Source organism: bacterium SCSIO 12643, assembly GCA_024398135.1.
Lineage (GTDB): Bacteria > Bacteroidota > Bacteroidia > Flavobacteriales_G > Salibacteraceae > CAJXZP01.
Genome location: CP073750.1, coordinates 3,142,821 through 3,168,726, shown reverse-complemented (window position 1 = coordinate 3,168,726; position 25,906 = coordinate 3,142,821). Strand labels below are relative to the sequence as shown.

The 25,906-nt window shown below is 37.5% G+C and carries 28 protein-coding genes; 7 read left to right on the top strand and 21 right to left on the bottom strand.

Translation table 11 applies throughout. The features are described 5' to 3' along the window. Window positions 1-192: 192 nt before the first annotated feature. Window positions 193-909: a GNAT family N-acetyltransferase gene (locus KFE94_13965; protein UTW65749.1), complete on the bottom strand. Its 717-nt coding sequence runs from the start codon at window positions 907-909 to the stop codon at window positions 193-195. A 459-nt stretch (window positions 910-1,368) separates the two neighbouring features. Next, complete coding sequence (locus tag KFE94_13960) at window positions 1,369-1,575, bottom strand: hypothetical protein (protein UTW65748.1); 207 nt, start codon at window positions 1,573-1,575, stop codon at window positions 1,369-1,371. A 69-nt stretch (window positions 1,576-1,644) separates the two neighbouring features. Between KFE94_13960 and KFE94_13955 the strand changes: the two genes are divergently transcribed. The 4 genes from KFE94_13955 to KFE94_13940 are packed head-to-tail and all read left to right on the top strand — an operon-like array spanning window position 1,645 to window position 3,886. Continuing rightward, window positions 1,645-2,154: a transcriptional regulator gene (locus KFE94_13955; GenBank protein ID UTW65747.1), complete on the top strand. Its 510-nt coding sequence runs from the start codon at window positions 1,645-1,647 to the stop codon at window positions 2,152-2,154. Window positions 2,155-2,206: 52 nt separating this feature from the next. After that, window positions 2,207-2,560, top strand: a complete 354-nt coding sequence (locus KFE94_13950) for a hypothetical protein (GenBank protein ID UTW65746.1) — start codon at window positions 2,207-2,209, stop codon at window positions 2,558-2,560. A gap of 16 nt (window positions 2,561-2,576) precedes the next feature. Beyond that, window positions 2,577-2,975: a hypothetical protein gene (locus KFE94_13945; GenBank protein UTW65745.1), complete on the top strand. Its 399-nt coding sequence runs from the start codon at window positions 2,577-2,579 to the stop codon at window positions 2,973-2,975. Next, entirely contained in the window at window positions 2,975-3,886 is a 912-nt protein-coding gene (locus tag KFE94_13940; GenBank protein ID UTW65744.1) for a TIGR01777 family oxidoreductase, read from the top strand. Before KFE94_13945 ends, KFE94_13940 begins: the two co-directional genes overlap by 1 nt. A 72-nt stretch (window positions 3,887-3,958) precedes the next feature. On the opposite strand, the gene KFE94_13935 is transcribed toward KFE94_13940, so the two are convergent. Then, a complete protein-coding gene (locus KFE94_13935) occupies window positions 3,959-4,588 on the bottom strand; it encodes a hypothetical protein (GenBank protein ID UTW65743.1) in 630 nt (209 codons plus the stop codon). A 359-nt stretch (window positions 4,589-4,947) separates the two neighbouring features. Between KFE94_13935 and KFE94_13930 the strand changes: the two genes are divergently transcribed. Next, entirely contained in the window at window positions 4,948-5,235 is a 288-nt protein-coding gene (locus KFE94_13930; protein UTW65742.1) for a hypothetical protein, read from the top strand. Window positions 5,236-5,394: 159 nt separating this feature from the next. Here KFE94_13930 and KFE94_13925 read toward each other — a convergent pair whose 3' ends face one another. The 9 genes from KFE94_13925 to modA form a co-directional block, all read right to left on the bottom strand. Further along, entirely contained in the window at window positions 5,395-6,387 is a 993-nt protein-coding gene (locus KFE94_13925; protein UTW65741.1) for a hypothetical protein, read from the bottom strand. Between the two features lie 148 nt (window positions 6,388-6,535). Beyond that, entirely contained in the window at window positions 6,536-9,190 is a 2,655-nt protein-coding gene (locus KFE94_13920) for a T9SS type A sorting domain-containing protein (protein ID UTW65740.1), read from the bottom strand. Window positions 9,191-9,473: 283 nt separating this feature from the next. After that, on the bottom strand, window positions 9,474-9,686 hold the full coding sequence (locus KFE94_13915; protein UTW65739.1) for a T9SS type A sorting domain-containing protein: 213 nt from the start codon (window positions 9,684-9,686) through the stop codon (window positions 9,474-9,476). Between the two features lie 59 nt (window positions 9,687-9,745). After that, window positions 9,746-10,579 carry a DNA damage-inducible protein D gene (dinD, locus tag KFE94_13910; GenBank protein ID UTW65738.1) on the bottom strand — a complete coding sequence of 278 codons (834 nt, stop codon included), beginning with the start codon at window positions 10,577-10,579 and terminating at the stop codon, window positions 9,746-9,748. A 339-nt stretch (window positions 10,580-10,918) separates the two neighbouring features. Continuing rightward, window positions 10,919-11,860, bottom strand: a complete 942-nt coding sequence (locus tag KFE94_13905; protein ID UTW65737.1) for a hypothetical protein — start codon at window positions 11,858-11,860, stop codon at window positions 10,919-10,921. 32 nt (window positions 11,861-11,892) lie between these two features. After that, window positions 11,893-12,429, bottom strand: coding sequence for a hypothetical protein (locus KFE94_13900; GenBank protein UTW65736.1), 537 nt, complete (start codon window positions 12,427-12,429; stop codon window positions 11,893-11,895). Between the two features lie 275 nt (window positions 12,430-12,704). Next, window positions 12,705-13,553, bottom strand: coding sequence for an ABC transporter ATP-binding protein (locus tag KFE94_13895; protein ID UTW65735.1), 849 nt, complete (start codon window positions 13,551-13,553; stop codon window positions 12,705-12,707). Next, a complete protein-coding gene (gene modB / locus KFE94_13890; GenBank protein ID UTW65734.1) occupies window positions 13,550-14,221 on the bottom strand; it encodes a molybdate ABC transporter permease subunit in 672 nt (223 codons plus the stop codon). The genes KFE94_13895 and modB overlap by 4 nt, the downstream gene beginning before the upstream one ends. A gap of 44 nt (window positions 14,222-14,265) precedes the next feature. Continuing rightward, window positions 14,266-15,027, bottom strand: a complete 762-nt coding sequence (gene modA, locus KFE94_13885; GenBank protein UTW65733.1) for a molybdate ABC transporter substrate-binding protein — start codon at window positions 15,025-15,027, stop codon at window positions 14,266-14,268. 120 nt (window positions 15,028-15,147) lie between these two features. Between modA and pnuC the strand changes: the two genes are divergently transcribed. After that, the gene (gene pnuC / locus KFE94_13880; protein ID UTW65732.1) at window positions 15,148-15,771 is read left to right on the top strand and encodes a nicotinamide riboside transporter PnuC; all 624 of its coding nucleotides are present in this window, start codon (window positions 15,148-15,150) and stop codon (window positions 15,769-15,771) included. Between the two features lie 72 nt (window positions 15,772-15,843). Here pnuC and KFE94_13875 read toward each other — a convergent pair whose 3' ends face one another. From KFE94_13875 to KFE94_13835, 9 genes are read right to left on the bottom strand one after another with little or no spacing between them, the layout of a single operon-like run. Further along, window positions 15,844-16,629: an ABC transporter permease gene (locus KFE94_13875; GenBank protein ID UTW65731.1), complete on the bottom strand. Its 786-nt coding sequence runs from the start codon at window positions 16,627-16,629 to the stop codon at window positions 15,844-15,846. Further along, window positions 16,629-17,246, bottom strand: coding sequence for an ABC transporter ATP-binding protein (locus KFE94_13870; protein ID UTW65730.1), 618 nt, complete (start codon window positions 17,244-17,246; stop codon window positions 16,629-16,631). Before KFE94_13870 ends, KFE94_13875 begins: the two co-directional genes overlap by 1 nt. A gap of 9 nt (window positions 17,247-17,255) precedes the next feature. Then, window positions 17,256-18,401 (bottom strand): FAD:protein FMN transferase, encoded by a 1,146-nt coding sequence (locus KFE94_13865; protein UTW65729.1) that lies wholly within the window; start codon window positions 18,399-18,401, stop codon window positions 17,256-17,258. After that, window positions 18,349-19,647: an NADH:ubiquinone reductase (Na(+)-transporting) subunit F gene (nqrF, locus tag KFE94_13860; GenBank protein ID UTW65728.1), complete on the bottom strand. Its 1,299-nt coding sequence runs from the start codon at window positions 19,645-19,647 to the stop codon at window positions 18,349-18,351. The genes KFE94_13865 and nqrF overlap by 53 nt, the downstream gene beginning before the upstream one ends. Before the next feature lie 18 nt (window positions 19,648-19,665). After that, the gene (gene nqrE, locus KFE94_13855) at window positions 19,666-20,283 is read right to left on the bottom strand and encodes an NADH:ubiquinone reductase (Na(+)-transporting) subunit E (GenBank protein ID UTW65727.1); all 618 of its coding nucleotides are present in this window, start codon (window positions 20,281-20,283) and stop codon (window positions 19,666-19,668) included. A 13-nt stretch (window positions 20,284-20,296) separates the two neighbouring features. Continuing rightward, window positions 20,297-20,962, bottom strand: coding sequence for an NADH:ubiquinone reductase (Na(+)-transporting) subunit D (locus tag KFE94_13850; protein UTW65726.1), 666 nt, complete (start codon window positions 20,960-20,962; stop codon window positions 20,297-20,299). An 8-nt stretch (window positions 20,963-20,970) separates the two neighbouring features. Beyond that, window positions 20,971-21,774: an NADH:ubiquinone reductase (Na(+)-transporting) subunit C gene (nqrC, locus tag KFE94_13845; protein UTW65725.1), complete on the bottom strand. Its 804-nt coding sequence runs from the start codon at window positions 21,772-21,774 to the stop codon at window positions 20,971-20,973. Between the two features lie 11 nt (window positions 21,775-21,785). Beyond that, window positions 21,786-22,991, bottom strand: a complete 1,206-nt coding sequence (locus KFE94_13840) for an NADH:ubiquinone reductase (Na(+)-transporting) subunit B (protein ID UTW65724.1) — start codon at window positions 22,989-22,991, stop codon at window positions 21,786-21,788. 30 nt (window positions 22,992-23,021) lie between these two features. Further along, window positions 23,022-24,362 carry a Na(+)-translocating NADH-quinone reductase subunit A gene (locus tag KFE94_13835; GenBank protein ID UTW65723.1) on the bottom strand — a complete coding sequence of 447 codons (1,341 nt, stop codon included), beginning with the start codon at window positions 24,360-24,362 and terminating at the stop codon, window positions 23,022-23,024. Between the two features lie 227 nt (window positions 24,363-24,589). On the opposite strand from KFE94_13835, the gene KFE94_13830 reads away from it, so the two are divergent. Continuing rightward, window positions 24,590-25,906 (top strand): DUF5103 domain-containing protein, encoded by a 1,317-nt coding sequence (locus KFE94_13830; protein ID UTW65722.1) that lies wholly within the window; start codon window positions 24,590-24,592, stop codon window positions 25,904-25,906.

The window sequence follows — 25,906 nt, the reverse complement described above, 5'->3', positions numbered from 1 at the left end:
AATACGGATTAAAAACACTTTTTGCAGAATTTGGATTTTAACATTTGTCCTATTTTGGCTTGACACTTCGCTCCCCTTCGACTCCGCTCAGGGCACCGCGCTCAGCGTCCAATCCAAAAGGATCAACCGTATAGAATAAAGAAAAAGTACTCATTTAAGTGTTTTAAAAGACGCTCAGGGTTCTTAATCTCATCAATCAAACATGATCTTATAAGTTTCCAAAACACCATAAGTTTCAAATCCTAAACGGCTATAGATTCTTTCCCCCATTTGGGATGCGTGTAATACCACATACGGACATAGAGCGGATTGGGCTTCGGCTAGTAAATATGTAGTCATTTTATGACCTATGCCCTGACCTCTTCCTTCGGGTATGGTTCCTATCATATGTAATCCGGCATATCCTTTTGAATCGATAAATAAAATCCCGCAGCCCAACCACACTTCATCTTTGACATAACCATAGAGTCTAATCGTATCGGTTGAATCTATTAGGTTTTGAATGATCTCATGATCTACATAATAGCCGAATGATTGTGAAGCTGTTTTTGCAAATAACACAGCTTGTGCATTCGATTCAACCTTTTGAATATGGATATCTTGAGTATAATCCTGATTAACAGATAACCGCAATGCCATATTTTTTTGACGAACCGCAACTGTTCCCAACTCTACACCTACAGGTAGTTTTTCCGGAACAGTAACCAATCCTGGAATTTTCCGGGCAATGTACTCCGATTTGATTTGTACGTAAACTTCAGTTTCGTTTTGAACACGATATACACGTTTGGGCCAATCAGAATCTTTAAGGTCAATGTAGTTCCAATGCTCGGTTTGAACTAATGTTTGATTTTGTTGTCCTACAAAATCCCACAGTTCGAATAGATTTTCTACGATATGTTGGTTCATGAGTTCGTATTGGTTTGATTGTGTTTCAAAAGTGGGTAATTTGTTTTTGTATGGTGTTGTCTGGGGTTAAATTAACAAGAAATAAACTTTGGAAGCTTTATGTTCTTTTTTTGCTTGACACTTCGCTCCCCTTCGACTCCGCTCAGGGCACCACGCTCAGCGTGCGGCCAAAAGAATCAACCGGAATGGAATGAAGGAAAAGCACACAAATCAAAATTTAAAAAATGTGCTTAAAAAGTTCAAGGCTGAAGAAAGCTTTGTTGAAAGCTAATTCTTCATTTCATTATCTCACCCAAACTCGCAAACGACATGAACGACTTTCCAAGTCGATGTCTGAGCTCAAACATGGGTTCGATTACACTACATTCATCGAGCTTTCTACCAAAACTTCCTAAGGCCGATTCTTATACAATATTGTTTTATTGTAATACATCAAATCCCCCAATAATGTATTATTTCTTAGTCTTTTTGGTCAGTGGTAATGTTCCATGCTTGGAATTGCGGTCTCGTAGAGACCATAGCATGAAGAGCAAATGGAACCATGGTCGCTTGCGAACCACCTTCCAAAAAGTGCCCTTTTTTTCGTTCTTTTTTTGAGGCAAGCAAAAAAAGAACATAATGAACCGTTGTATTTAACATGATAGAAAAGACGCTCAGGTACTTCATAAAATACAATTTAACAAATAAAACTTTCAATAATATTTGAAAGTTCGAAAAGTTTACTACATTTGTGTCATGAAATTAAACGAAGCCAAGGAAAAATTTATTCAACAATGGGGCAGTCTCGGTTCCAAATGGGGAATTAATAGAACTATGGCTCAGATTCATGCCCTATTTTTAATTACCGAAAAAGAATTAAGTGCGGAGGAAGTGATGGAGGCTTTAAAAATCTCCAGAGGCAATGCCAATATGAATATCCGTACCCTGATCGATTGGGGATTGGTATACAAGGAATCTAAAATTGGGGAACGTAAGGAATTCTTTAAAGGCGAAAAAGACATTTGGAAAGTCGCACAGCGCGTGATTAAAATTCGTCAAAGACAGGAGTTAGATCCGATAGTACAATCGCTTACAGAATTACAAGCTGTAAAATCAACTGAAAAAAATAAAGAGGAAGTAGATCACTTCTTAGAGCAAATCAATAATATCAAATCATTGGCGGAGCTGGCAGATACCTCTCTCACCAAAATCAGTAACTCCAATGAAAGTTGGTTCCTCAGAACCTTCATGAAGCTATTTAAATAATTTTTTTTGAAACAAACTTTCAATATTTTTTGAAAGTACAAAAACTACAAAAATGTCATTCAATACCATCGGTTATCTCATTTACATCCCCATCACCATATTTATTACGGTATACGTGGGAAAGCAGTGCCACACGCATGGCATTCATTATGTCAAACCTTCATTTGCCAACGAGGAAATCGCAATTGCAGTCAACAATATGTTGCTCGTGGGGTATTACCTGGTGAATATCGGTTACGCGGTCATCCGCATTCAAAACTGGGAATACATTTCCTCGTTTACGGAGCTGTACAGCTCCATCAGTACACACGTTGGGCAAATCATCATGTTGTTGGCCCTACTCCACTACATCAACATCAGTGGACTCTCACTTTTCAGAACATTTAATAAATCAATTATACAATAACTTAAAATCAGTCATCATGGAAAATTTAATTACAGTCGCATACAGTATCTATTTACCTATTGCGTTAGGACTCACCTATTTTGTAGCCAAGTCTCTATTCAAAAATGCCAGGGTTTTTATGTTGGACATCTTTCATGGCAAGGAAGAAATCGCTTTTGCAACCAACCGTCTTTTTGAAATCGGATTCTACCTCATGAACATTGGCTTTGCCTTACTCATCTTAGAGATCAATTCTTACCGTGCTTTTAACAACTACCAGGTTTTGATTGAAGTACTGTCTTATAAAATTGGCGGCTTCTCTATCTATCTGGGTGTGATTCTATTCTTAAATCTGTTCTTGTTCTTTAGAGGACGTAGAAAATCTAAACTCTCTGCACAAAACACTTTAAAGATCGTAACACCTAATGCCGAGTAATGAAAAAGATGGTCATTGCAGGCGGCAGTGGGTTTATAGGGATGCACCTGGCTCAATTCTTTACCGCAAAGGGATATCAGGTAATTATTTTAACCCGTCAACCCGAACACCACGACAACGGTATCACTTTTAAGAATTGGGATGGGCAACATCTCGGTGAATGGGTTTCTGCACTGGAAGGTGCAGAAACCCTCATTAATCTGAGTGGGAAATCTGTGGATTGCCGATATACCAAAAAGAATAAAGCCGCCATTCTTAATTCCAGAGTTCTGCCTACGCGGGTATTGAGTCAAGCTATAGCCACCTTAAAACACCCTCCGCAATTGTGGATCAATGCGAGTACGGCTACCATCTACAAACATTCTCTGCATAAAGCCATGACCGAATCCAACGGAGATATTGGAAATGATTTTTCGATGGGTGTGGCCCAAGCCTGGGAAAAAGAATTCTTTACACTCTATACACCCAAAACCAGAAAGGTAGCTACACGCGTATCGTTGGTATTGGGCCCGAATGATGGTGTATATCCGGTATTGAAAAGACTTGCTCAATTTGGATTGGGTGGTTATCATGGCACCGGACAACAAAAATTTGCATGGATTCATATTCAGGATTTGCTGCACATTTTTGATTTTATCGTGCAAAACGATACCGTTACCGGACCGATCAACTGTACCAGTCCGCATACCATTACCAACCGGGAATTTATGGCTGCCTTAAGATCTTCTTTACATATTCCTCTTGGGATTCCAACACCGACTCCACTATTGAATATTGGGGCCTTTTTTCTCAGAACCGAACCGGAACTTATTTTAAAAAGCCGGTATGTGTATCCGGAGAAACTTTTGCAATATGGTTTTGAGTTTCAGTTTGGGGATTTGAAGCGGGCTTTAACGAGTTTGAGTCATTGAGTCTTACGAACTTTCAGCAGATGGCCATAAAGATTTTCTAATCCACTTTACGGATTGAATATCTGTAATATGTTAATCTGCTAGAGGTACAGTTTTCTTTTCAAATTCGTTCTTTAATTTATTGAGCTTTTTGACTATCACATCTCGGTTCTTACTAGATTTAACCCACTGAGGTAGATTTGTGATCATAGAGTATTTGTGTCTGCCATCATCTTCTCTCAACTTAGCTTCAACATATTCTCTTAAATAGTCTAAATGGTTAGTATTATACAACCAAAGTACATTGTCTTTTATGCTGGTTTGAAGCCATAAATCAAATCCAAAGTACGGATCAGTGGCCTTGTCATTACGATACCGATACCATTGAATTTCATATTCTCTTTTTGTCTTACAAACTCCACAAGCTAATTCATATGATTCATAAGGTCTTCTTGTAGGTTCTGTAGTATGGGATATTCCACTTCCACAATATCCACATGCTCGGTTTATAAAGCCCTGTACATATCCGGACCATTTATCATTCTCAGAGTCTTGAAATCCACAAAATCTACAGTTACATACCGATTTATGTCCTGTTGGAAATGGTATTGTATATTTTGGTAATTCGGTTTTAACTAAAGCAGGTTCTGAGCACTTTGGACACTTAACCCAAATCTCTTCACTAAAATAAACTGTTGGATATGCTGTTTTACTGAATTTCATTTTTCTTTATTGTACGAACATATATACCGTTGTATATCTCCCCTACAAGTTTAACGATTTCTCTTATAACCATAGCAGGTTCTATCCGATCTTAATCAATAACAAACGACTACAAACGTTTCTAATCGGATAACTCTATCTAGAGTGAATGTTAACCTTCTTTCGTCTCATTATTAGTTATACCTTTGTAGCGACAACACATTTTAATAAATAAATCGCAATGCGAAAATTTCAAAATCGGTTTAAACAGAAAATCTTGGGAGAGCATACGGGTGAAAGTCCCGAGACCTATCTAAGCATTGCTTGGAATGTGTTGTCAGTGACTCTCCCTCTTTTTATTCATTTAATCCATTTTACTCATGACAACACAGAATGGTCAAAACGGTTACCCGAATGGTAATCACTGGAAAACACTCAATGGTTCAGTCTTCATCGAATCAAAAACCCCAATTCCCTTAAACGCTTCAGAAGCGGAATTTATTGACTTTGTCAAATTTCATGGAATTGATGAACTCATCAAATCATTAAAAATGGTTCATGATTTTGCCTTGTATCACACCGATTTATCTCTGGATACTCAAGAGAAAAATGCCCTTTTTAATTTAAAAATTTTGTGGGAAGGCTTTGAGCGGATGGGAAAAGTTTAAATCAAAAATTAAAGCAGACGGTTAATTGCGATCGTCTGCTTTTACCTTGTTTGTTACTATTAGAGAGATTTCCTAATTGTTTTATGGATTGGAAAGCTATGATATGTCAATCTGCTAAGGGAACAAGCAATTACTTATAGCCATTGTTGTGTACCTTATTTATTTTTCTTCTGTTATTCTTATTATTTTTTCATTTTTAAATTCAAACATATACTGTCTGTATTTAAGGGTCATATTGTCTTTTTTATTTGGGTCAAGAAAATATTTAACGCCAATAGTTATATTAAAAGGTAAATTTATATTCCAAGAAGACCTTATCTTGAATTCCATATTACAAAGGTCTTGGTTCTTAGACTTTATGTATTTTTTAAGTTCCGTGATGCCGTTAAATTCAAATTCGGTTTTCCATTTATTATTCTTCTTAAAAAGAATGTTTTCGTCAAGATCTTTAAAAATACCATCCAAGTCATTTTTATTGCAGGAATTTATAAAGTCTCGGACTTTTTTTCTTGGAATCCTTTGCTCTTTCCTAATTTCCTTTTTCTTGTTTCTTATGTATTCCTTAAAATCATCATTCACTAAATTTCCCATTCTGTAATAAGCAGAATGAAAAGCTTCTAAAGGTGTTTTATAAAGTCTATCTTTTAAAACTTTAGTTTCATCATTTTCATTTTTGGTCCTAAATTCATTAAGAAGTAAGTAGCCTTTTTCATTAGTACTTTTATTGATTCCATTAACGATATTAACAAAGTAGCTTTGTTCTTTGTCCTCAAACAGTACTGTTATCCTTGGATTGAATTTTGGCATGTTATTCTTTGATTTTCTTATTAAGTATTTAGTTTCGTTTAATGGATTTTCTATTGGACGTCCCCAACCGTCAGTACATAATTCAGATTGATATCGAGATATTTGTAATCTTATTTCCTTCCTACCTTTCTCAGGATTTTCAGTAAACTCATATTCTGGAAAGCACTTTAGTATTTCTGTATCCAATTCCCATTCTTCATAGTCGCTGGTAAGGTTAACGCTATAGTTTTCTTCATACTCGAAAAAATAAATCGGAAACTGAATTCTATTTTTAATAATGCTATTCTTAATCACGTCTAAGTCTGATTTTCTGTTTATCCGAATTGAGATTTGAGTTTCTATCATTCAATTAGTGTCAGTTGGTCATATGGTAATCAACGTTCCATATATGGTGCTGTAGCATCCCGAAGGATGCTATGCACTATACATCTTGTTGTGGTGCGTTATTTTTTAGCGAATTTGGTTCTGTTGTTGATTAATATTGAAAACAATGCTATTCTTTAATAAATTTAGCCGAAAAAGATTTTTTAGCTTGTTGAGCTACAATGATGTAAATACCTTTTGGCAAAGAATGGATATCAATAGTGTTGCTATTTAATGGAGATAATATCAATTTACCCGTTGCATCATAGATTTCAATCGTTTCCATTTTATCACCCTCAATATAAAGCACAGTTTTAGCAGGATTTGGATATATTTTTAGTGGCTCTAACTTTCCGTTTTCCACTATAGAAAGGAATGTATCATCCCATAGGAAAGGGGTACCCCTGAAAGAACGACCATTATCCATCGTTAAATGACTAAGGGTTGTGAAACTAGAACTTGAAGGATCAAACTCGACCAAAGTTCCATATCCATTTTGTCCACCTGTTCTTGCTGTTGAATACAATTTGTTGTTGAATAAAGTCCATCGTGCATTAAATCCACCTCCATCTGTAGCTTTGTTAAAGCTATGTTCAGTAGCAAAAGTGCCAGAAGCCATATCAAATGAAAATAGATAGCCCTGATTGTTTGTTCCTAAAAAATTGGTGGACCCATAAAGTTTGCCGTTGTATTCTACCAATCCGGCATTTACATTTCTTACCAAACTGTCAAATTGGTGTTCAACTGTAAATGTGAAAGTTGTTGTGTCCAATGAATAGATGACCCCTACATTATCTCCAGGAGAGGAACCCAAAGTACTGGGCTGGGTCATTCCGTAAATCTTACCATTTGACCCCAATACCAAGTTATGATTCATATGACCATATTTCTTCCAGTCATGCGTAGAAGTATCGGTAGAAATCATGTTTCCATTGATATAGTCGTATAAATGAAGAGTATTCTGATATGCAGCCAACAATCTACCACCTGGCAGGTCAAGCAGCCCTGGAGTAATGTCCAATTCAGTTGCTATGGGCAATGCAAAAGCTGTTGTGGCCGCAGTGTTCAAATCATGCTCCAAGACTCTGTTGTCTGCATTAAAGCCAGTCCAGGAGTACACAGAGTAATAAAGTTTTCCATTGCTTCCGAGCATTGGTCTATTCATAGTTTGTCTTTGAACAAATTCGTCTTCAGGGAAGACGACAAAAGGATTGTCAAGGTATTTAATCTCTCCAGAGAGGATGTTAAACAAGGCCAATGCTCCGCTCTCATATTGAATGGTTGAATCAGCCGGATTAAATTTATTTATTGGGCCTCCTTTTGCAATGTAACCTACGAATGTAGAATCAGAAATTTGTGTCATTTCCCCAATAATATGGCGCCCATTTCTGGAACCACAGTCATGTAAAATTGTGTTCGTACCTGTTGAAACATCATGAGAGAAAATAGCACCTGCTCCATGGGCAGAGGCGTACTTTGTTCTTCCAATTATTTTTCCATCATCCGCGGCAATACCATAATCTAATAATGTTCCTGGATGTAAGGGATCAGTTTCGTTGCCTTGCAATACAGCTTGATATATTCCAGTAAACGTATCGTACGACCAAATTTGCTCATCAGTTAAGTTCCAAGAGCAAGTTCCATATATTTTGGATCCAACAGCAATCATTCCGTAACCGGATGCAAGACTGAATCCAGCCGGAAAGTCGTATACTTTTACATAGGTGCCGCCAGATGGTGTGTATTTGATAATAGTTCCTGCGCCATGAGCACCACCATCACGTGTAGTAACATACATAAACCCATCATTCGCTTGTATGATTCCCGTAGCTAAACTCCCTAAGGTTGAAATTTGAGAGAAAAGTATCGTCCATTCGTTGATTTGAGTTGATGTGGTGAGGTTATAGCTCCATACGCCACCTCCCCAGTTAGAGGAGCCATCAAACTGATCTTTTGTGCCATAAATGGTATTGGTTGGCGAATTATAAAGCATTTGACCATGGGGGTGCGCCATTACCCATCCAGCTGCATTGAGTGCTGCTACAAAAGATAACTGATCAGTGCTGGTATCTATTTTAAAAAGGAACCCTTGGTTACTGAGGCCGTGTTTAGATTGGTTCAGACCATAAATGTTGTTTCCATCACCTTGTATTAATGCTGTAACAGGGTTAAATCCTACATCGTTTGCTGTGTCGTTAAAGCTTCCAATTACGGAATAGGTTTGCGTATTCATATCGTATTTCCAAACTCCTCCATTACCACTTGTCCCTCCTCCAGTCGCTAGGCCATAAAAAATGCCAGGGGATGTTTCCAAAACATTGTATACAGGAACGGATAAGTCGTTACCAAAACCATCACTAGGTATGATTAAATCAGAATCCCATTCTTGATTCCCAACAAATGAGTGCAAGACTTTAACTTTTCCTGTAGCTTTTTCATAACGGTAAAAGAAACCTCGGCCTCCACTTTCTTTATTTAAAGAGCCTTCCAATCTGGTTCCGGTACCAAAGCAATTTATACCATAGTAGTTGCTGTCATTTCCTACAATCATCCCAGCAGTGTTGTCGAGCCCGTTAGAACCGTAATCGTATAGAATATTAATCCCATACATTGGACTTCCATTTAATGAAATCGGAGTTTCTATTTGCCCATTGGAAAGTTCATAGCTAACTATAGCGCCATTTGAATTGGTTCCACCAAACTCTGAAGACCAAATAAGTTTTTGTGCGTAACTAGCAGTAGACGAAAAGAAAACGATTATGCTTGTGAGGATAATATTTTGCATACACAGTAATTTTAATAACTATACAGAATATGCTATCCGATCATAATTAATTACAAACGACTACAAACGTTTCCAATCAAATAGCACCACCTTTAATCACATAAATGTACCTCTTCCACTTCACAAAAAAAATGTGGTAAATACGTATTTTAATGATGTGGTTTATACGTGTACAAAACACATAAACCACTTAAATAAAGCGAGGTATATTTATGTGATTTTGGTCATGCATTTCTAAAACGACAGATTGGCCGTCTAAAAAGTATGCCGGTAGACAATTTTGTTATGGATTCGTTCGAATAAGTTTTAGGGTTTGCTGGCCTTGTGGAGTTTGCAGTTGGATGAAATACACTCCTTCAGGTAGATCTGCTAAACGAATTTCAATTTGATGATTGCCCTGTGTTTGCTTTTGATCCTTTATCGTATGAATCCATCTGCCTGAGACATCATAAAGTTGGATCATTACGTTTCCGGTTTGACTTAATTCATACTTCAATGTGGTAAATGAATTTCTTAGTACAGGGTATGATAAGTAACGGTTTTTTATTCAGAAATTTATTCTTTCTTTTTCCTTTCTATATTCATAGGTTTTTGTTCTTTTTTGATCTGTTTAATGCTCTTTTCTGTTGGTAAATTTTCAGGCATTTCTCCCCCAAGCTCCTGGATAGTTTGTCTTACTTTTTTACCAACCTCATAATGCGTTTTGTTCGCCTTTGCTTTCCCTTTAATGTTTTCTCTTCTTAGTTTTTCCTCCGTTTGGGTTGCCCGGAAAAGATTAGCCGCTAACTCCGTACTACCCATATGGTCAAGGATACTTTGATTTTTCTCTAATCCTTTTTTCTTATGAATTTCTTTTGCCCCTAATCCGTTATATAACCCCATGTAACCATGATTCTGAAAAACGGCATATTCCCAAGGTTTTATAACTCCAGCTTTTTTAGCAGCATCCGCCAGTTGTTTGTTGTGCTCCGCCATTTCTTTTCTAAGAAAAAGTCGTTTATCATCTTCTGTTTTTAACTGTTCAAATTCATTTTCATATAATTCTTGTTTCCTGGTTTGAACAGTAAAATACGTTTGACCAACTGCAATCACTTCTTTTGATGGGTCTGCATTTTGTACGATTAAGTAACAGGCGTAACGGCTAAGCTGAATATCACCAATATCCCTTGTCGCACCTGATCCGATTTTAACCAATTTCCCCACTCGGAGAAAATGGTCTTCCGGCTCTTGACCTGAATTCTCACAAGCCGTTTCTGCTCTCTTTAAAACATTAAGAAACTTATCCCATTTTAGGTAGTCTAATGCTGAATATAACTCTCTGGCACTCCAATACTCCTGGCCAATTTCATTGTATTGTTTTATATTCTCGAATAAACTATTTTTTATCATACCCACTTAGGTTATTAAATTAATAATAAGGTTAATAATTAAAACTATAGAAAAATCAACATTAATGATTAACTACATACTCCTTTTCAAAAGTAATTTTTTCATAACGATGAAGCAAAATACTACTAACCAAATAGTACTTAAAAAGATTTTAAGAATCTTGCCTGAAATATATCAGTATGAAGTAAAGCTATTTCTGTTATGGGGTGATCGTAAAATATACCTTTGAATCAAAATCATAAACTCCCCGAGCCTATTATTTTCTCAGGCGGCTTTAATTTTTAATTTGGTTCACGATTTACCTCTAGTGGCTTTGGGTTTTAGAGTATACGGCTGCTTCTATTTCAACCTATTCCAAAACCTTGTCAATAGTTTACTTCTATTCAGTTTTTGGATATCATTATCAGACAGTGCTCCAATTTCATTTCTCTTTTCAATGAATTGGTTTGACGTATAATTCTTAGGCTTTTGTCGGAGTCCATAATATCCAAAGCATTCATATTTACCTTTTCCAAACGCAGCTTCAAAATCACATATCGTAGCAAAATGTTCATTATACAGATTTCCTTTAAATACCTGCCCCAGCAAAATAGAATCATATGAAGGATTGGGCTGACTATAATGATGAATAAATATGATGATTGGCATTCCAGCAGAAAACTGGGTTGAATCTATCTTGTCGTGATATTCCGGAAAATCAATCCCTATAAGTTTCTCTCCTGGAAAACCATAAACTTTGGTTATTTCTATAATTCGAATTACCTGCTCTTGATTCAACTTCTCCCATTTGTTTCCAATGATTGGTTTAAAAGGAAAATTCCACCATTTATAGTACCGTTCTCTTATCCGTTGATCTTCTGCAAACATCGCATTGATCTCATTCCGAAGATCCTTGTTGATCCCAGATTCAAACTCTTGTCGGTATCTCAAAGCACTATCATTGATCGCACTATAATATGTGCTTGATCTAAATTCTTCCAATTCTGGTTCTCTATCAAAGTACGATATAGGAACTCCTCTTTTTAAATCACATTTCAAAAAATATGCGGTTAATGAATCTTGTTTTAAAACTGCGGCTACTTCCACCGCATGAATACAATCTCTGGCAAATTCGAAATCATATTCCTCAAACGTTTTTTGATACAATAAAGCTGATTGCAAATAGTTGGAATCCACCGCCAGTAATTTGGCTTCGTTTACCTGCAGATAATAGCGCAGATAGTTTTGTCCGAATATAATAGAAAAGCAAAATGATAAAACTATGGTGAGTATTCCTTTCATATAAACACAAACTAATCAAGGGGTTAAACATACTATCTATGTAATGAGCTCTTCTTATTTTCTAACCACTCCAAAGCAATGGTCTTAATTCTATTTCTATAAAATTCAGACCATTTGGAATTGAAGTCTTTATCCTCAATTCCCTTCGTCAGATATTCCATTTCTATTCCTTTCTTTATTCCTTTTTTATAAAACTCTATTCCATAGTTTTCTGTTGATTCTATTAATGTCTTCTTATTATTCCTCAATTCCTCTTTAAATTCAGAAGTCGATTCAATGAAATCGGTCATAATCTCAAACCGTTCTTCTATAGTCAAACGGGGAATATCAATATGGCTATCGTAATTTTTTTCTTTTGCAATAATGGCTTCTTTGATATCTCTTTCTTCCCTCTGGGTTAAACCAGAATCATATTCTGAATTAGATTCATCAACCAACTCATAATCAAAAATATGTACTCCAATTACTTTTAAATCTCTTTTTCTTAAATAAAAGGATTCGTTCATTAAACTAAATGGATAAGCAAAAGCGGAAATCAAGAATTCAATATCTATATTCTGTTCTTTCATCAATGTAACATGCTTAAAAATATGAATATCATGGCAAGTAAAAATATTAGCACTGAGGATAGTAACATTCCTTGTCCAATGTGTTTTTGTCCATTTTTTGATAGGTACCAGGCAATTAATGGAATGGATATACTGAAAATAGATACCCAAAATCCATGTTCAGAATAATTCGTTATTACAAAACCAAGTGTAACAAGTCCTATTGAGATTAAGACTCCAAATATAATTTTAAATAACTTCAACTTTACGATTATTTACTTCATATGACTATAACCCTACCCCTTCACCTCTACTTTCACCAAATCCCCTTCTTTTAGGCCTTGCAGGTTTTGTTCGGAATAAGTCGCATACACCATTTGGTTTCCTACCAGGACCAGGACATTGTCAATGGCTTTGGCCGGTTCTACACGAATCACTCTGCCTTCGAGGTAGTTCCATTCTTTTCTATTGGCTTTACCAAATACTTCAATGGGAGAACCAAATTGGGATACTTCGCCCGCCTCCAGTACAAAAACCCGGTCAGACATTTTGATTACTTCCTCTTTATCGTGGCTCACCAGGATAGTGGTTAAATCATATTTACAATGTACCTCCAATAAATAATCCTGGAGTTTGATACGCATCTCCTGATTCAACGCAGATAAGGGTTCATCTAATAGTAAGATTTGTGGCTTTTGTACCAAGGCTCTGGCCAAAGCCACACGCTGCTGTTGTCCACCGGATAAAGCTTCGGGTTTGCGATCTTTGAAAGCTTCCAACTCCATAATCTCCAACAATGGTTGAATCTCTCGGGTTTCTACATCGGAGGTGGCTGCAAACTGCATATTCTCCAAAACGGTCATATGCGGAAACAATGCGTAATCCTGAAACACCAATCCCACAGATCGCTCTTGTGGGGAGATGTTGATCTTTTGAACGGAATCATATTGCTCCTTGTCAAAAAACTGTATGTGTCCCGAATCCGGCTCCAATAATCCGGAAATCATTCTTAAAAGAGAAGTCTTCCCAACCCCGGAATCACCAAATATGGTCACCAATTCTCCTTTCCGGATTTCCAGTTCAAAATGGAGTTCCTGTGTGACTCCATTCTCCGTAAAGGTTTTATGTACATCTATCGCAATCATTTCCAAAACGACATAAATCTTTTACCATTAAACCAATACACAAACAACAGAATCGAAAACGAGATCGCAAACAAAATCATGGAATACGTATTGGCCACCCCATAATTCAATGCTTCTACTTCATCATAAATGGCTATGGAAGCCACTTTGGTCTCGCCCGGAATATTTCCACCAATCATTAATACCACACCAAACTCACCAATCGTATGCGCAAATGACAATACCACCCCGGTAATGATCGAAGGTTTCATATTGGGCAGAATCACATGAATCAGCGTTTCCCATTTATCCTTTCCCAATACATAAGCTGCTTCTACAATGGAAGTGGGCACTTGCGTAAATCCGGATTGGATGGGATGTACCATAAACGGCAAACTATAAATCACCGAAGCCAATACGAGTCCGGGAAAAGAGAAAATCAATTGTAATCCTAAAGTATCATTTAACCACGCACCAATTCCACTAGACGGGCTGAGCAACAGCAATAAATAAAATCCGAGTACCGTTGGCGGCAAAACCAAAGGCATACTCACTAAAGCTTCTACAAACGGTTTTGCGGTAGATTTGGAATAGGCCAATTTATACGCCAAAGGAACTGAAATGATGACTAAAATGATAGTCGTCACCAACGCCAGTTTAAACGTCAATATCAGTGGTGCCCAATCCATAGTAATGCCGGTTATTTACTTTGCAAGGTAAAATAAATTACAGATTATATGGGCGCTTTGTAACCATATTTTGACAGGATAGATTGCGCTTGTTTGGATAGCAGGTATTCTCCAAACTTATGGGATAAATTCTCCTTCCCACTTTTTAAAATCACCATCCCCTGCTCAATCGGATCATATTGTTGCTGATCCAACTCAATCCAATGTCCCCGATCACGCATTTTATCGGATAATACCACCGATTTTGAGGTAATTCCAAACTGTACGGATTCCGAGATGATATATTGATTGGTTTGATTGACCCCTTCGCCATACACCAACTTAGATTGGATGTCCTCCAACACTTCCACAGATTTCAAAAACTGCATAGATGCTTTGCCATATGGTGCAGTTTTCGGATTGGCCAACGCAATATGTTGAACGCTTTCGGCTTTTAAAACTTCAACCGAGGGTTGTAATTCCTGATCTGCAGACCATAACACCAACGCACCTTTGGCATATTTCACCGGGGGTGCAATGGCTAATCCGGCATCGTAAAGATCCTGAGGGTAATACATATCGGCAGATACAAAAATGTCGTAGGGAGCGCCTTCTTTGATTTGCGCATTCAGCTTCCCCGATGAACTCAACACCAGATCACATTCTACTCCGGTTTTTTGGCTAAAATCTTCAATGATTTCGGAAATGGCAAATTGCGTATTGGCCGCAGCGGCAATGGTTAGTTTATCACTGCGATCTTCCTGACAGCCCAGAAAAACACTGCCCATCAAAACCAAATACAAATATGCCACCCAGCGATAATTCATCCTCTCCTGCTTATAGAATCCAAAAGTAACAAAACCACACGCCCCCACTTATGATATTTATTTCTTATTGCGCATCAAAATGCATGGTCCTTCGCCTATTTTTGGCATCAATTTTAAACTATGTGGGAAGAAATTGTTCAGTACGCCATTCATATTGATCACCTCGAATTAAGCGGGCTGATCTTTGGATTACTTGCGGTGTGGTTTCTGATCAAACAAAATATCTGGACGTGGCCCACCGGGATTATTTATGTCCTGATCTCTTTTGTGATTTTCTGGAATATCCAACTTTACGGGGATTTCTTGTTGCATATCTTCTTTCTGGTTCTGAATATTTATGGCTGGTATTATTGGGTTCGAGGCAAGGAGACTACTAAAACGGAATTACCCGTGTCTACCTATAGCATCACGCAAAACCTATTGGTTTTATTCATTACCGGAATCGGAGTATTTGCTTTTGGATTCTTTCTGGAAAGCCTTCCCAACATGATTGAAGGAATGACTCCAGCATCTTTACCTTATTGGGATGCGACTACTTCTATTTTGAGTGTCACCGGGATGTGGTTAACTACCCGTAAAAAACTAGAGAACTGGTATTATTGGTTTGCCGTAGATGTATTGGCGTGCGGAATTTATATCTACAAAGGCATTCACTTTTATGCCTTTTTATATGGCGTATATGTTTTTATGGCTGTTTGGGGTTATGTGGAGTGGTATCGTTCTTATCAAGAGCAAAAAGTGTGAACTAAGAATATCCTTTTTCAACTTAACAGAATAGCACCCTGAGCGGAGTCGAAGGGTAAAGCTCTCCGTATTCTAGCTAAATATCTTCTTTAAATTATCCATTCCATCGAATACGAATCGATCGGAAATCAAAATGGTAATCATCACACTAAATATAGAAGAACTAAATACCGTAATCATCAACATAATTTGATACTTGATGGCTACGTTGGGACTACTTCCGCCTAAAATTTGTCCGGTCATCATTCCAGGTAAAGAAATCAATCCCACAATCGCAGTAGCCGCAATTACTGGATTAAACGCGATTTTTAAAGTTTCCTTTTTAAATCTGAATAAAGCTTCTTTCCGGGTCGCCCCATTGGCCAAATACCATTTGTAGACATCGCGTTCTTTATCTAATTGACTAAAGTAATAGCTCAGCGCAATGATGATCGTTTTCAGGCTATTTCCAATGAGCATTCCGGTGATGGGAATAAAATAACGCGCATCAAAAATCTTTTCTAGTTTAATCACATACCCCAGGAAATACGCATCTGTAACGGTTAAACTGATTAATCCAGCGATAAAAATGGGCAGGAACATCACTTTCAATTTCAACCCGCTTCTTTTGGCTGCGGTATAGGCGGCAATGACGATCATCGCAATCACCCATAATACATTTACCAATGCACTGTTTAACTCGAAAATGAATTCCAGATACACCCCCACCAAAAGCAATTGAACGGTCATCCGACCAATGGAGATTATTCCGTCTTTAACCAGTCCGGTTTTATAATACCATAAAATATAGAGTGGTACAATCAAGAGCCCATAGCCAGTCAACAGATCCCAGTATCCTATGTCGGTAGCTCCATCCATTATAGCGCAATGACTTTATCTGATTGTTCCATCCAATACGCATCATGCGTAGAGGCAATCACGGTTAAATCCTTTTGACCTAAAACGTAATCGGTGATTTGTTTCCGATTACTTTCATCTAATGCCGATGTGGGTTCATCGGTGATTAAAATCGGCTTTTGCAAAAACAGACTACTGGCCAATAACACCCGCTGTCTTTGCCCTCCGGAAATGGTTGCAGGAGTTTTTTCTAAAATATCGATGGGAAGATTTAACACATCAAACAATTCCTGAATTTGAGTAGCATTGGGTTTTAATTCCTGATTGGAAGCAAATTCAAATGGTGCATCAATGATTTCTCTTACGGTATCAAAATGTAATGCGGTTTCTTGCGGTACCCAGGCCAATTGCTGCCTGATCCATTGGATATATTCTGCATTTAAGGTTTTACCCAAAACATTTACCGTTCCCCCGGTATATGGTGTAAAACCCGCCAATACATTTAAGATGGTAGATTTCCCGGTACCCGATGCTCCGGTGATCGCTACTTTTTGTCCGGGTTCAATCTCAAAACTTAAATCGCGTATCACGATTTTATCGTCATACGCGATTTCAATATTTTTAAGCTCGGCAACCATTGTACATAGTTACAACTCTTTGATCATATTTTCTAACCCGGAAGAAAAATATGTCTGCATTTGGCCATCAGCAGTACTGTAAATGAAATAGGCATTAATCCCCAATTCAGGACGTGATTCTACCAGTTCTTTCGCGGCTTCATATCCCATCACCATAAATGCAGTGGCATAAGCATCAGCCAAAGCACAATTATCCATCACCACCGTAGCACTCAATAAAGAATGTTGTACCGGAAATCCTGTTTTAGGATTTAAGGTATGTGCATAACGTACGCCATCTACCTCATAGAATTTTCTATAATTCCCTGAAGTCGCTACCGCCACATTATCTAGTTTTAAAGTAGCCGCCAGATTACGCGTCATGTTTTGATCTGATGGCAAATCAATCCCCACATTCCACAGTTTTTCATCGGGCTTAGAACCATGTGCAATGAGTTCTCCACCCACTTCAATCATATAATCTGAAATTCCTTTTTCAGAAAAATAATGAGCCAGTACATCTACAGAATATCCTTGTGCGATGCCATTAAAATCCAAATGGGTTTGCGGATTGGTTTTATGCATCCACCATTGATTGTTTTCTTGTGACATCCACATCTGGTTGTCATCAAACCCAACAGATTGCAATAGCGAATCTACCTTAGTAGAATCCATTTTTTCTTTGTTTTTAAATCCAAATCCCCAGGCATTGACCAACTTACCTACCGTGGGATTATATGCGCCATCGGTATTGTTATAGACCTCTTTACTCAATTGAAAATTATCGGTAAAGAAACCCGTAACATCATTGATTTGAATCAAAGTATCCTGGGAGCGATTCATGTTTGAAATCAGTGAGCTGTCCACCCAAATAGAGGCCGCTAAATCGATCTCATCCAAAATGGAATCTACTGCTTCTTTAGAAATCTGGACACTGTCAGAATAGTACAGCATACTATAAGTCGTTCCTTGCGCTTCTCCCTTGATTTCATAACGCAGGTTATGATTGACAAAACCTTTTTGAGGTTCTTCTTCACATGACCCCAGAAGCAATGCCACTCCTACAGCCATAAAAAAAGAAAAGCTCCAATGGTGGAGCTTTCTTTTTTGTGTTTTATATGTCTTATCCTCCGAAATCATCGAACGATACATTTTCTTCAGGTATTCCCCAATCATCACACATTTTTACGACTGCGTTATTCATCATTGGTGGTCCACAGAAATAGAATTCAATATCTTCCGGAGCATCGTGCTTCGTTAGGTAGTTATCGATCACCGCCTGGTGAACGAATCCTACGAATCCATCTCCTTCATCATGGATATCCTTTTTCACTTTCCAGTTGTCTTCTTCTAATGGTTCAGACAATACCAAATGGAATTTGAAATTCGGGAAATCTTTTTCTAATGCAGTAAAGTGCTCTGTATAGAATAGCTCACGTTTAGAACGTCCACCATACCAGTAAGAAACTTTACGTCCGGTCTTCAATGTTCTGAATAAGTGGTATAAGTGCGAACGCATTGGCGCCATACCTGCACCACCACCAATGTATAACATCTCAGCTTCTGTTTCTTTAATAAAGAATTCTCCATAAGGTCCTGAAACTACCACTTTATCTCCTGGTTTTCTTGAGAAGATATAAGATGAAGCCACACCTGGATTTACATCCATCCAACCGTTTTTCGCTCTATCCCATGGTGGCGTAGCAATACGTACATTCAACATAATTCTTCTTCCCTCAGCTGGGTAAGAAGCCATTGAATATGCACGTTCAACAGACTCATCATTCACCATTGTTAATGGCCACAAGTTAAAGTTATCCCATTCTTTTTGGAATTTTTGTGGCTCACCTGGATGCTCTTGTGGATGTGCTGTAATGTCAATGTCCTTATAGTTAATGGTACATGGTGGAATCTCAATTTGAATATATCCACCTGCTTTGTAATCCATATCTTCAGGAATCTCAACGATAAACTCTTTAATGAATGAAGCCACACTGTAGTTAGAAACTACTTCTGCTTCCCATTTCTTAATTCCAAATACCTCTTCAGGTACCTGAACTTTCATATCGTTTTTCACTTTTACCTGACATCCTAAACGCCATCCTTCTGCAGCTTCTTTTCTTGAGAAGTGTGGTTTTTCAGTAGGCAACATTTCACCGCCACCTTCTAATACCTGACATCTACATTGTACACAGGTACCACCACCACCACATGCTGATGGTAAGAAAATTCCATTGTCACCTAAAGTTCCTAAAAGAGTACCTCCGGCAGCAACTTCTAATTCTTTTTCTCCATTGACATCAATCTTCATCGCCCCAGAAGGCAACAACTTCGCTTTTGCGAAAAGTAACACTGTTACTAAGAGAAACAATAACAGCAAGAAAACTGCTAAGGTTACACTAATTACTGTAGTTAATCCCATAATTATCGTTTTTCAATATTATAATTCGATTCCCATAAAACTCATAAACGCGATCCCCATCAATCCAGTAATGATGAAGGTAATTCCCAATCCACGTAATGGAGCCGGAACGTCAGAGTATGTAATTTTCTCACGGATTGCTGCAATGGCAACAATAGCTAAAAACCAACCGATACCTGAACCGATACCGAAAGCTGTAGCCTGACCAATTGTAGAATACGCTCTTTCCTGCATGAATAATGATCCCCCAAGGATCGCACAGTTTACTGCAATCAATGGTAAGAAGATACCCAACGCACCGTAAAGTGCAGGAGCAAATTTCTCAACGATCATTTCAACCAACTGCACCATAGATGCAATTACTGCAATGAATAAAATAAAACCAAGGAAACTTAAATCTAAACTCGCAAACTCCGGATCTAACCATTCCAAAGCGCCTTCTTTCAATACATAATTTTCTAAAAGGTAGTTTACCGGAACAGTAATCCCCAATACGAAAATAACCGCAGCACCAAGTCCCACACCTGTTTTTACTGTTTTAGATACAGCCAGGTATGAACACATGCCCAAGAAATAGGCAAAAATCATGTTCTCCATGAAAATGCCCTTTACAAATATGCTAAACAATTCTTGCATGACTTCTTTCTATTTAATTTTCAATTAATTTAGGATTACGAGAACGCTGAACCCAGATAATAATTCCGGTAATGATCAATGCCATTGGAGGCAAAATGAACATGTTGTTATTCATGTATCCCATTCCATATAAACCTGTTCCTTCAGTAGCATCACCGAATAATTGGATTCCCATTAAAGAACCTGAACCTAATAACTCACGGAAAACAGAAATAATAATCAAAATCATACCGTATCCTAAAGCATTACCTACCGCATCTAAAATAGATGGCCAAGGTTTGTTACCTAAAGCAAATGCTTCCAAACGTCCCATGATGATACAGTTGGTAATAATCAAACCTACGAATACAGAAAGTGCTTTTGAAATTTCAAATACATATGCTTTCAATACCTGATCCACAATAATTACCAATGCCGCAACAACAACTAATTGAACAATAATTCTAATACGACCTGGAATGATATTTCTAATTAAAGAAATAATCAAGTTAGAGAATATCAATACAAATAATACTGATAATGACATTACGATCGCTTGTTTTACCTGTACGGTAATCGCTAATGCTGAACAAATCCCCAATACCTGAATCGTGATCGGATTCTCATCGTTTAATGGATTTGTGATCAACTTCATGTTCTTCTTAGAGAACAATCCTTCTTTTTTTGCAGTCTCACTCATATCAATATTTATTTAACTGTATTAAAATATGGTACATATAAATCCAACGATCTGTAGAACATTTCGCCTACTGCTACAGAAGTAATTGTACCTCCTGTAATACCGTCAACCGCATGTGGATTTCCTTTTCCACCACCGCCTTTCAATACGGCAATAGAAACATAGTTATCTCCATCATAAATGGTTTTACCTAAATATTGGTTCTGGAATTTTGGTGTAGCGATCTCAGCACCCAATCCCGGAGTTTCTCCTTTGTGTGCTAATGATACCCCTTTAATGGTATTCATGTCACCAGCCAATGTTACATATCCCCAAATTGGTCCCCAAAGTCCGGTACCTTCCATAGGAATAATGTACATTGTCTCACCCTCTACGTTGGCAATATAAAGTGGCCAATCCAAATCCAACTCCTTGATTTTTTTAATCATGGTTTCAGGATCCTTTTTATACTTCGCTTTAATCGGCTTTACTTTAGCAGCATATACCTTTTGCAATGCTATATTAAAAGCATCCATTTTATTTGTACCATCAATCGCACCTGATTCCTCAGATTTAATCGATCCGTCAGTACTACTTACGACTAAACGTTTTGTAATTACTTTATCAAATAAAGCAGGAGCATCTGCCATGTCATCATCAGCAGTCATTACTCCGGTAGCCATTAAAATGGCTTTCATTTTTTCTTGCTTTAAGTTCGCTTGCTGTGGTTCTTTTAAAACTACTGCTAACGTTGCAAGAATAGTTCCTACCACAATCACCATAATAGCTGCAAAGCCAAAGGTGAATCCGTTACTATTTTTATCTAACGCCATAATAAATCTCTTTAAGATTGGCTAGTCGCCAATTTATTTCTTTTTAAACGTTTCGAAATATTCGCCTCAATCACGTAGTGATCTACCAATGGAGCCATTACGTTCATGAATAAAATCGCCATCATCACTCCTTCAGGATATGCAGGGTTAAAGACTCTCACCAGAATAGCGATGAATCCAACCAGGAATCCATAAATCCATTGTCCTTTTGCAGTTTGTGCAGCAGTAACAGGATCGGTAGCCATGAATACCATACCGAACATAAATCCACCGATCATTAATTGGTGAATCGCAGGTAAATCCATAAATGCATTCGCGCCCCATAAATTGAAAAGCATAGCCATTAAGTAACCGCCCACAACTGAAGACAACATAATTCTCCAGCTCGCAATTCCGGTAATTAATAGTAATAATGCACCTAAACCGATCGCAATTACAGATGTTTCACCAATACTACCCGGAATAGTTCCAATGATAGAATTTGATAAACTGTAAACTGCTCCATCGTCAAACATGCTCATTGTTTTTTGAGCTGCGTCACTCGCTTTATCTAAAGGAACTGTACTTGCTAAATCTCCTAACGCAGTTGCTCCTGTAAATGAATCTACGACTTGCTCTCCATCGGTGTCTACCCATACTTTGTCACCTGACATTTTAGTAGGATATGCGAAGAATAAGAATGCACGTGCTGTTAAAGCTACGTTGACAATATTCATCCCTGTTCCACCGAAAACCTCTTTACCAATTACTACCGCAAAAATAGTAGCGATTGCGATCATCCATAAAGGAGTTCCAACTGGCACAATCAAAGGAATTAACATCCCCGATACCAGGAATCCTTCTTGAAGTGAGTGACCGTTTTTCATTCCAAAAATGAACTCAACGGTAAGCCCTACTCCATAGGATACAATAACAATAGGAAGTACTTTTAAAGCACCGAATAATAATTTATCTACTAAACCTTCACCTACTTCAGTAAATTGACCTAAAGCCAAAAAGTGTTGGTGACCGGTATTCCAGATTCCAAAGATTAAAGCAGGAACCATCGCAAGTACCACTGTAATCATGGTACGCTTCAAATCGATCCCATCACGAATATGAGATCCTTTTGAGGTAGTTGCAGCCGGAACAAAAAATAATGTATCGAATGATTCAAAAATTGGATTGTACTTCTCGTACTTTCCGCCTTTATGAAACAACGGCCTGAATTTTGACATGAAATCGCTCATTGTTCTTTCAATTTTTTATTAACCTAAATCAATTATTGCCTTATCCAAGGTCGTTCTAATAATATCTTGAACCTCAGTTTTAGAAGTACATACAAATTCACATAAAGCAAAATCTTCCGGAGCTACTTCGTAAATACCAAGTGCTTCCATTTTTTCAAGATCATAAGCTAAACATGATTTGATTAATTGTACCGGATAGATATCCATTGGGAATACCTGCTCATACTGATTGGTCATCACAAATGAACGGTGCTCACCATGTAAATTCGTATCCAAATCATACGATTTACCCGGCATTAAGAAACTTAAGAATGTTCTGGACATAGAGAACTTATTTGTTCCTGGTGTTAACCATCCAAACATTTCATAATAGTTACCTTCTTTAATTACAGTCACCGTAGAATCATAAAAGCCTAAGAAACCTTCTTCTCCTACTTGTGTTCCTGTAAGTACTCCTCCACTGATCACACGTGCGTTATCGTTATCAATATTACCATTGGTAATACTTGATACCTGTGCACCGGCAATCGTTTTTACGTATTTAGGTTTTGTCACCTTTCCACCAGCTAAAGCCACTAGTCTGGAAAGATCAAATTTTCCTGTATTAAAAAACTTTCCAATGGTGGTAACACCTAATGCATTTAATGTCCAAACAGTTTCTCCTTTATTAATAGGATCAATATTGTTGATTTGAACACCAACGTTTCCAGAAGGGTGTGGTCCAGAGAAAGTATTTGTAGTTACTCCCTTTGCACTCTTAAACATATTAGAAGCCGTTCTTTCTTTGTGGATATTCAAATGAACACCACCGTCAGTTAACTTCGCTAATATGTCCAGACCTTTTTGGAAATCTGCATCTTGTCCATACAAAGCATAATCAAAATCTGCAGTCAATGGCTCTGTATTAAAACCAGTCACAAAAATCGATTTTGGTTTATCCTTAGGATTCGCCATGATATCGAATGGACGTTGTTTAATAAATGGCCACATACCACTTTCACAAAGTGATGCGATTACCTCTTCACGAGAACCAGATTTTGGACTAAACTTCTTGTAAGAAGAAGCATTATCACTAGAAATCAAAATTTCTAGAATTCTTCGCTTTTCACCACGTCTAATTTCCTTTATTTCTCCACTTACAGGCGAACAGAACTGAACCTCTGGTTTGTCCTTATCAAAAAAGATAGGTGAACCAGCTTCCACCTTAGCACCTTCTTTTAATACAAGTTTTGGAGTTACCCCTTGAAAATCAGTTGGCTTTAAAGCAAAAACATTTGACGAGGATTCAGAAGTTACTTTTTCAGCTACTCCATCTAGCTTGATATCAAGCCCCCTTTTAATGTTTACATGCTTTGACATAAACTAATTGGTTTGAGATTTGTAATACACGAAAGTACTCCCAGAAGCCTCATGTCTGGAAGAACCGTTTAAAAAGATCATATTTGTAAATATATTCACAGAATAAATTTGACTATTTTATGACCGCGCAAATGTAAATAATTGTTTATTTGAACCATCAAAAATCCCGTTTTTGTTAATAATTTATAAAAGGTCTTTATAAGCCGCTCACATCACACGAATCTCTAATGAAAATTTTCCAGCTAAAAAGTCTGATAATCTTGCTTTTACTTCAATCTTCCATCGCTTTTTCCCAAGACGATGAGTTCTATGATCCGAATTATTTGCAGTATAAAAACAAGGTTTATGATTCAAAGATTAAAACCGTACAGTTGTTCCGTAAGGGATGGAACGAGACTTTTCCGGTGATTGATCTCAATGAACGTGCGGATATTTTGCATTTGACCTTTGATGATTTAAACGATAATTTAAGGAACCTGGGGTATACGTTTATTCATTGTGATGCGAATTGGGAACCTTCTGATTTACTGAAAATTGAATATCTGGATGGCATTGAAGATAATACCATCATGACCTATGGTTTTTCCAGTACGATGTATCAGCCTTTTGTGAAGTATGATTTAACCTTCCCGAATGAAGACATTAGATTCACAAAATCAGGAAATTACCTGTTGGTCGTTTATGACCAGGATAACGATGAACAAATCGTACTGACCCGAAGGTTTTTTGTGGTAGAACATTATGCTACAATCATCCCGAATGTACACCGTCCCACACAAGGACGCTACAGACAAAATAGTCACGAAGTTGATTTCACCATCAACCAGGGACAAATTGAATTGGTTCAACCATTTTCATCGTTAAAAGTGGTTGTGACTCAAAATCAAAACTGGGACAATGCCATCACGGACTTAAAACCGAAATTCATTAATGGTCGTTCGTTGATTTACGATTATGATGAAGAAAATATTTTCCCTGCAGGTAATGAATTCCGTACCATTGATATTCGAAATATCAATTACAATTCAATCACCACCTCACATATTGCAACGATAAATGATACGCTAAATGCATTTATTTTCCCGGATAAACCTAGAAGTTCTAAGGTGTATTTAACCACTCCGGATATCAACGGACATTTTTACATCAAAAATGACGACATCCGTTTTGATAGTGACCTGGAAAGCGAGTACATGAAAGTAAATCTGGCACTGCTCTACCCGGCTAAATTGTATAAAGCAGACATCTATCTCTATGGCGAATTTACAGGCTGGGCCCTTGATGATCGTTATAAAATGAAATGGAATGCGGAGAAAAAAGCATATGAAATTTCAACTTTTATCAAGCAAGGTTACTACAACTATTTGTACATGTACAAAAGCCATAATAGTGACAAACCTGATGTAGCCATTATTGAGGGAAGTCACTCACAAACAGACAATGAGTATAGCTTTTTCGTATACTACAAAGAACCTGGTCAGGTATATGACCGTTTGATTGGGTACAACACCACGATCTATCCGGTATACAATTTGGATAAATAG

What these genes read in the sequence shown, in the direction of transcription:
- KFE94_13965 (UTW65749.1), bottom strand. Translation starts at nt 909, where the DNA reads ATGAACCAACATATCGTAGAAAATCTATTCGAACTGTGGGATTTTGTA.
- KFE94_13960 (UTW65748.1), bottom strand. Translation starts at nt 1,575, where the DNA reads ATGAAGTACCTGAGCGTCTTTTCTATCATGTTAAATACAACGGTTCAT.
- KFE94_13955 (UTW65747.1), top strand. Translation starts at nt 1,645, where the DNA reads ATGAAATTAAACGAAGCCAAGGAAAAATTTATTCAACAATGGGGCAGT.
- KFE94_13950 (UTW65746.1), top strand. Translation starts at nt 2,207, where the DNA reads ATGTCATTCAATACCATCGGTTATCTCATTTACATCCCCATCACCATA.
- KFE94_13945 (UTW65745.1), top strand. Translation starts at nt 2,577, where the DNA reads ATGGAAAATTTAATTACAGTCGCATACAGTATCTATTTACCTATTGCG.
- KFE94_13940 (UTW65744.1), top strand. Translation starts at nt 2,975, where the DNA reads ATGAAAAAGATGGTCATTGCAGGCGGCAGTGGGTTTATAGGGATGCAC.
- KFE94_13935 (UTW65743.1), bottom strand. Translation starts at nt 4,588, where the DNA reads ATGAAATTCAGTAAAACAGCATATCCAACAGTTTATTTTAGTGAAGAG.
- KFE94_13930 (UTW65742.1), top strand. Translation starts at nt 4,948, where the DNA reads ATGACAACACAGAATGGTCAAAACGGTTACCCGAATGGTAATCACTGG.
- KFE94_13925 (UTW65741.1), bottom strand. Translation starts at nt 6,387, where the DNA reads ATGATAGAAACTCAAATCTCAATTCGGATAAACAGAAAATCAGACTTA.
- KFE94_13920 (UTW65740.1), bottom strand. Translation starts at nt 9,190, where the DNA reads ATGCAAAATATTATCCTCACAAGCATAATCGTTTTCTTTTCGTCTACT.
- dinD (UTW65738.1), bottom strand. Translation starts at nt 10,579, where the DNA reads ATGATAAAAAATAGTTTATTCGAGAATATAAAACAATACAATGAAATT.
- KFE94_13905 (UTW65737.1), bottom strand. Translation starts at nt 11,860, where the DNA reads ATGAAAGGAATACTCACCATAGTTTTATCATTTTGCTTTTCTATTATA.
- KFE94_13900 (UTW65736.1), bottom strand. Translation starts at nt 12,429, where the DNA reads ATGAAAGAACAGAATATAGATATTGAATTCTTGATTTCCGCTTTTGCT.
- KFE94_13895 (UTW65735.1), bottom strand. Translation starts at nt 13,553, where the DNA reads ATGATTGCGATAGATGTACATAAAACCTTTACGGAGAATGGAGTCACA.
- modB (UTW65734.1), bottom strand. Translation starts at nt 14,221, where the DNA reads ATGGATTGGGCACCACTGATATTGACGTTTAAACTGGCGTTGGTGACG.
- modA (UTW65733.1), bottom strand. Translation starts at nt 15,027, where the DNA reads ATGAATTATCGCTGGGTGGCATATTTGTATTTGGTTTTGATGGGCAGT.
- pnuC (UTW65732.1), top strand. Translation starts at nt 15,148, where the DNA reads ATGTGGGAAGAAATTGTTCAGTACGCCATTCATATTGATCACCTCGAA.
- KFE94_13875 (UTW65731.1), bottom strand. Translation starts at nt 16,629, where the DNA reads ATGGATGGAGCTACCGACATAGGATACTGGGATCTGTTGACTGGCTAT.
- KFE94_13870 (UTW65730.1), bottom strand. Translation starts at nt 17,246, where the DNA reads ATGGTTGCCGAGCTTAAAAATATTGAAATCGCGTATGACGATAAAATC.
- KFE94_13865 (UTW65729.1), bottom strand. Translation starts at nt 18,401, where the DNA reads ATGATTGGGGAATACCTGAAGAAAATGTATCGTTCGATGATTTCGGAG.
- nqrF (UTW65728.1), bottom strand. Translation starts at nt 19,647, where the DNA reads ATGGGATTAACTACAGTAATTAGTGTAACCTTAGCAGTTTTCTTGCTG.
- nqrE (UTW65727.1), bottom strand. Translation starts at nt 20,283, where the DNA reads ATGCAAGAATTGTTTAGCATATTTGTAAAGGGCATTTTCATGGAGAAC.
- KFE94_13850 (UTW65726.1), bottom strand. Translation starts at nt 20,962, where the DNA reads ATGAGTGAGACTGCAAAAAAAGAAGGATTGTTCTCTAAGAAGAACATG.
- nqrC (UTW65725.1), bottom strand. Translation starts at nt 21,774, where the DNA reads ATGGCGTTAGATAAAAATAGTAACGGATTCACCTTTGGCTTTGCAGCT.
- KFE94_13840 (UTW65724.1), bottom strand. Translation starts at nt 22,991, where the DNA reads ATGTCAAAATTCAGGCCGTTGTTTCATAAAGGCGGAAAGTACGAGAAG.
- KFE94_13835 (UTW65723.1), bottom strand. Translation starts at nt 24,362, where the DNA reads ATGTCAAAGCATGTAAACATTAAAAGGGGGCTTGATATCAAGCTAGAT.
- KFE94_13830 (UTW65722.1), top strand. Translation starts at nt 24,590, where the DNA reads ATGAAAATTTTCCAGCTAAAAAGTCTGATAATCTTGCTTTTACTTCAA.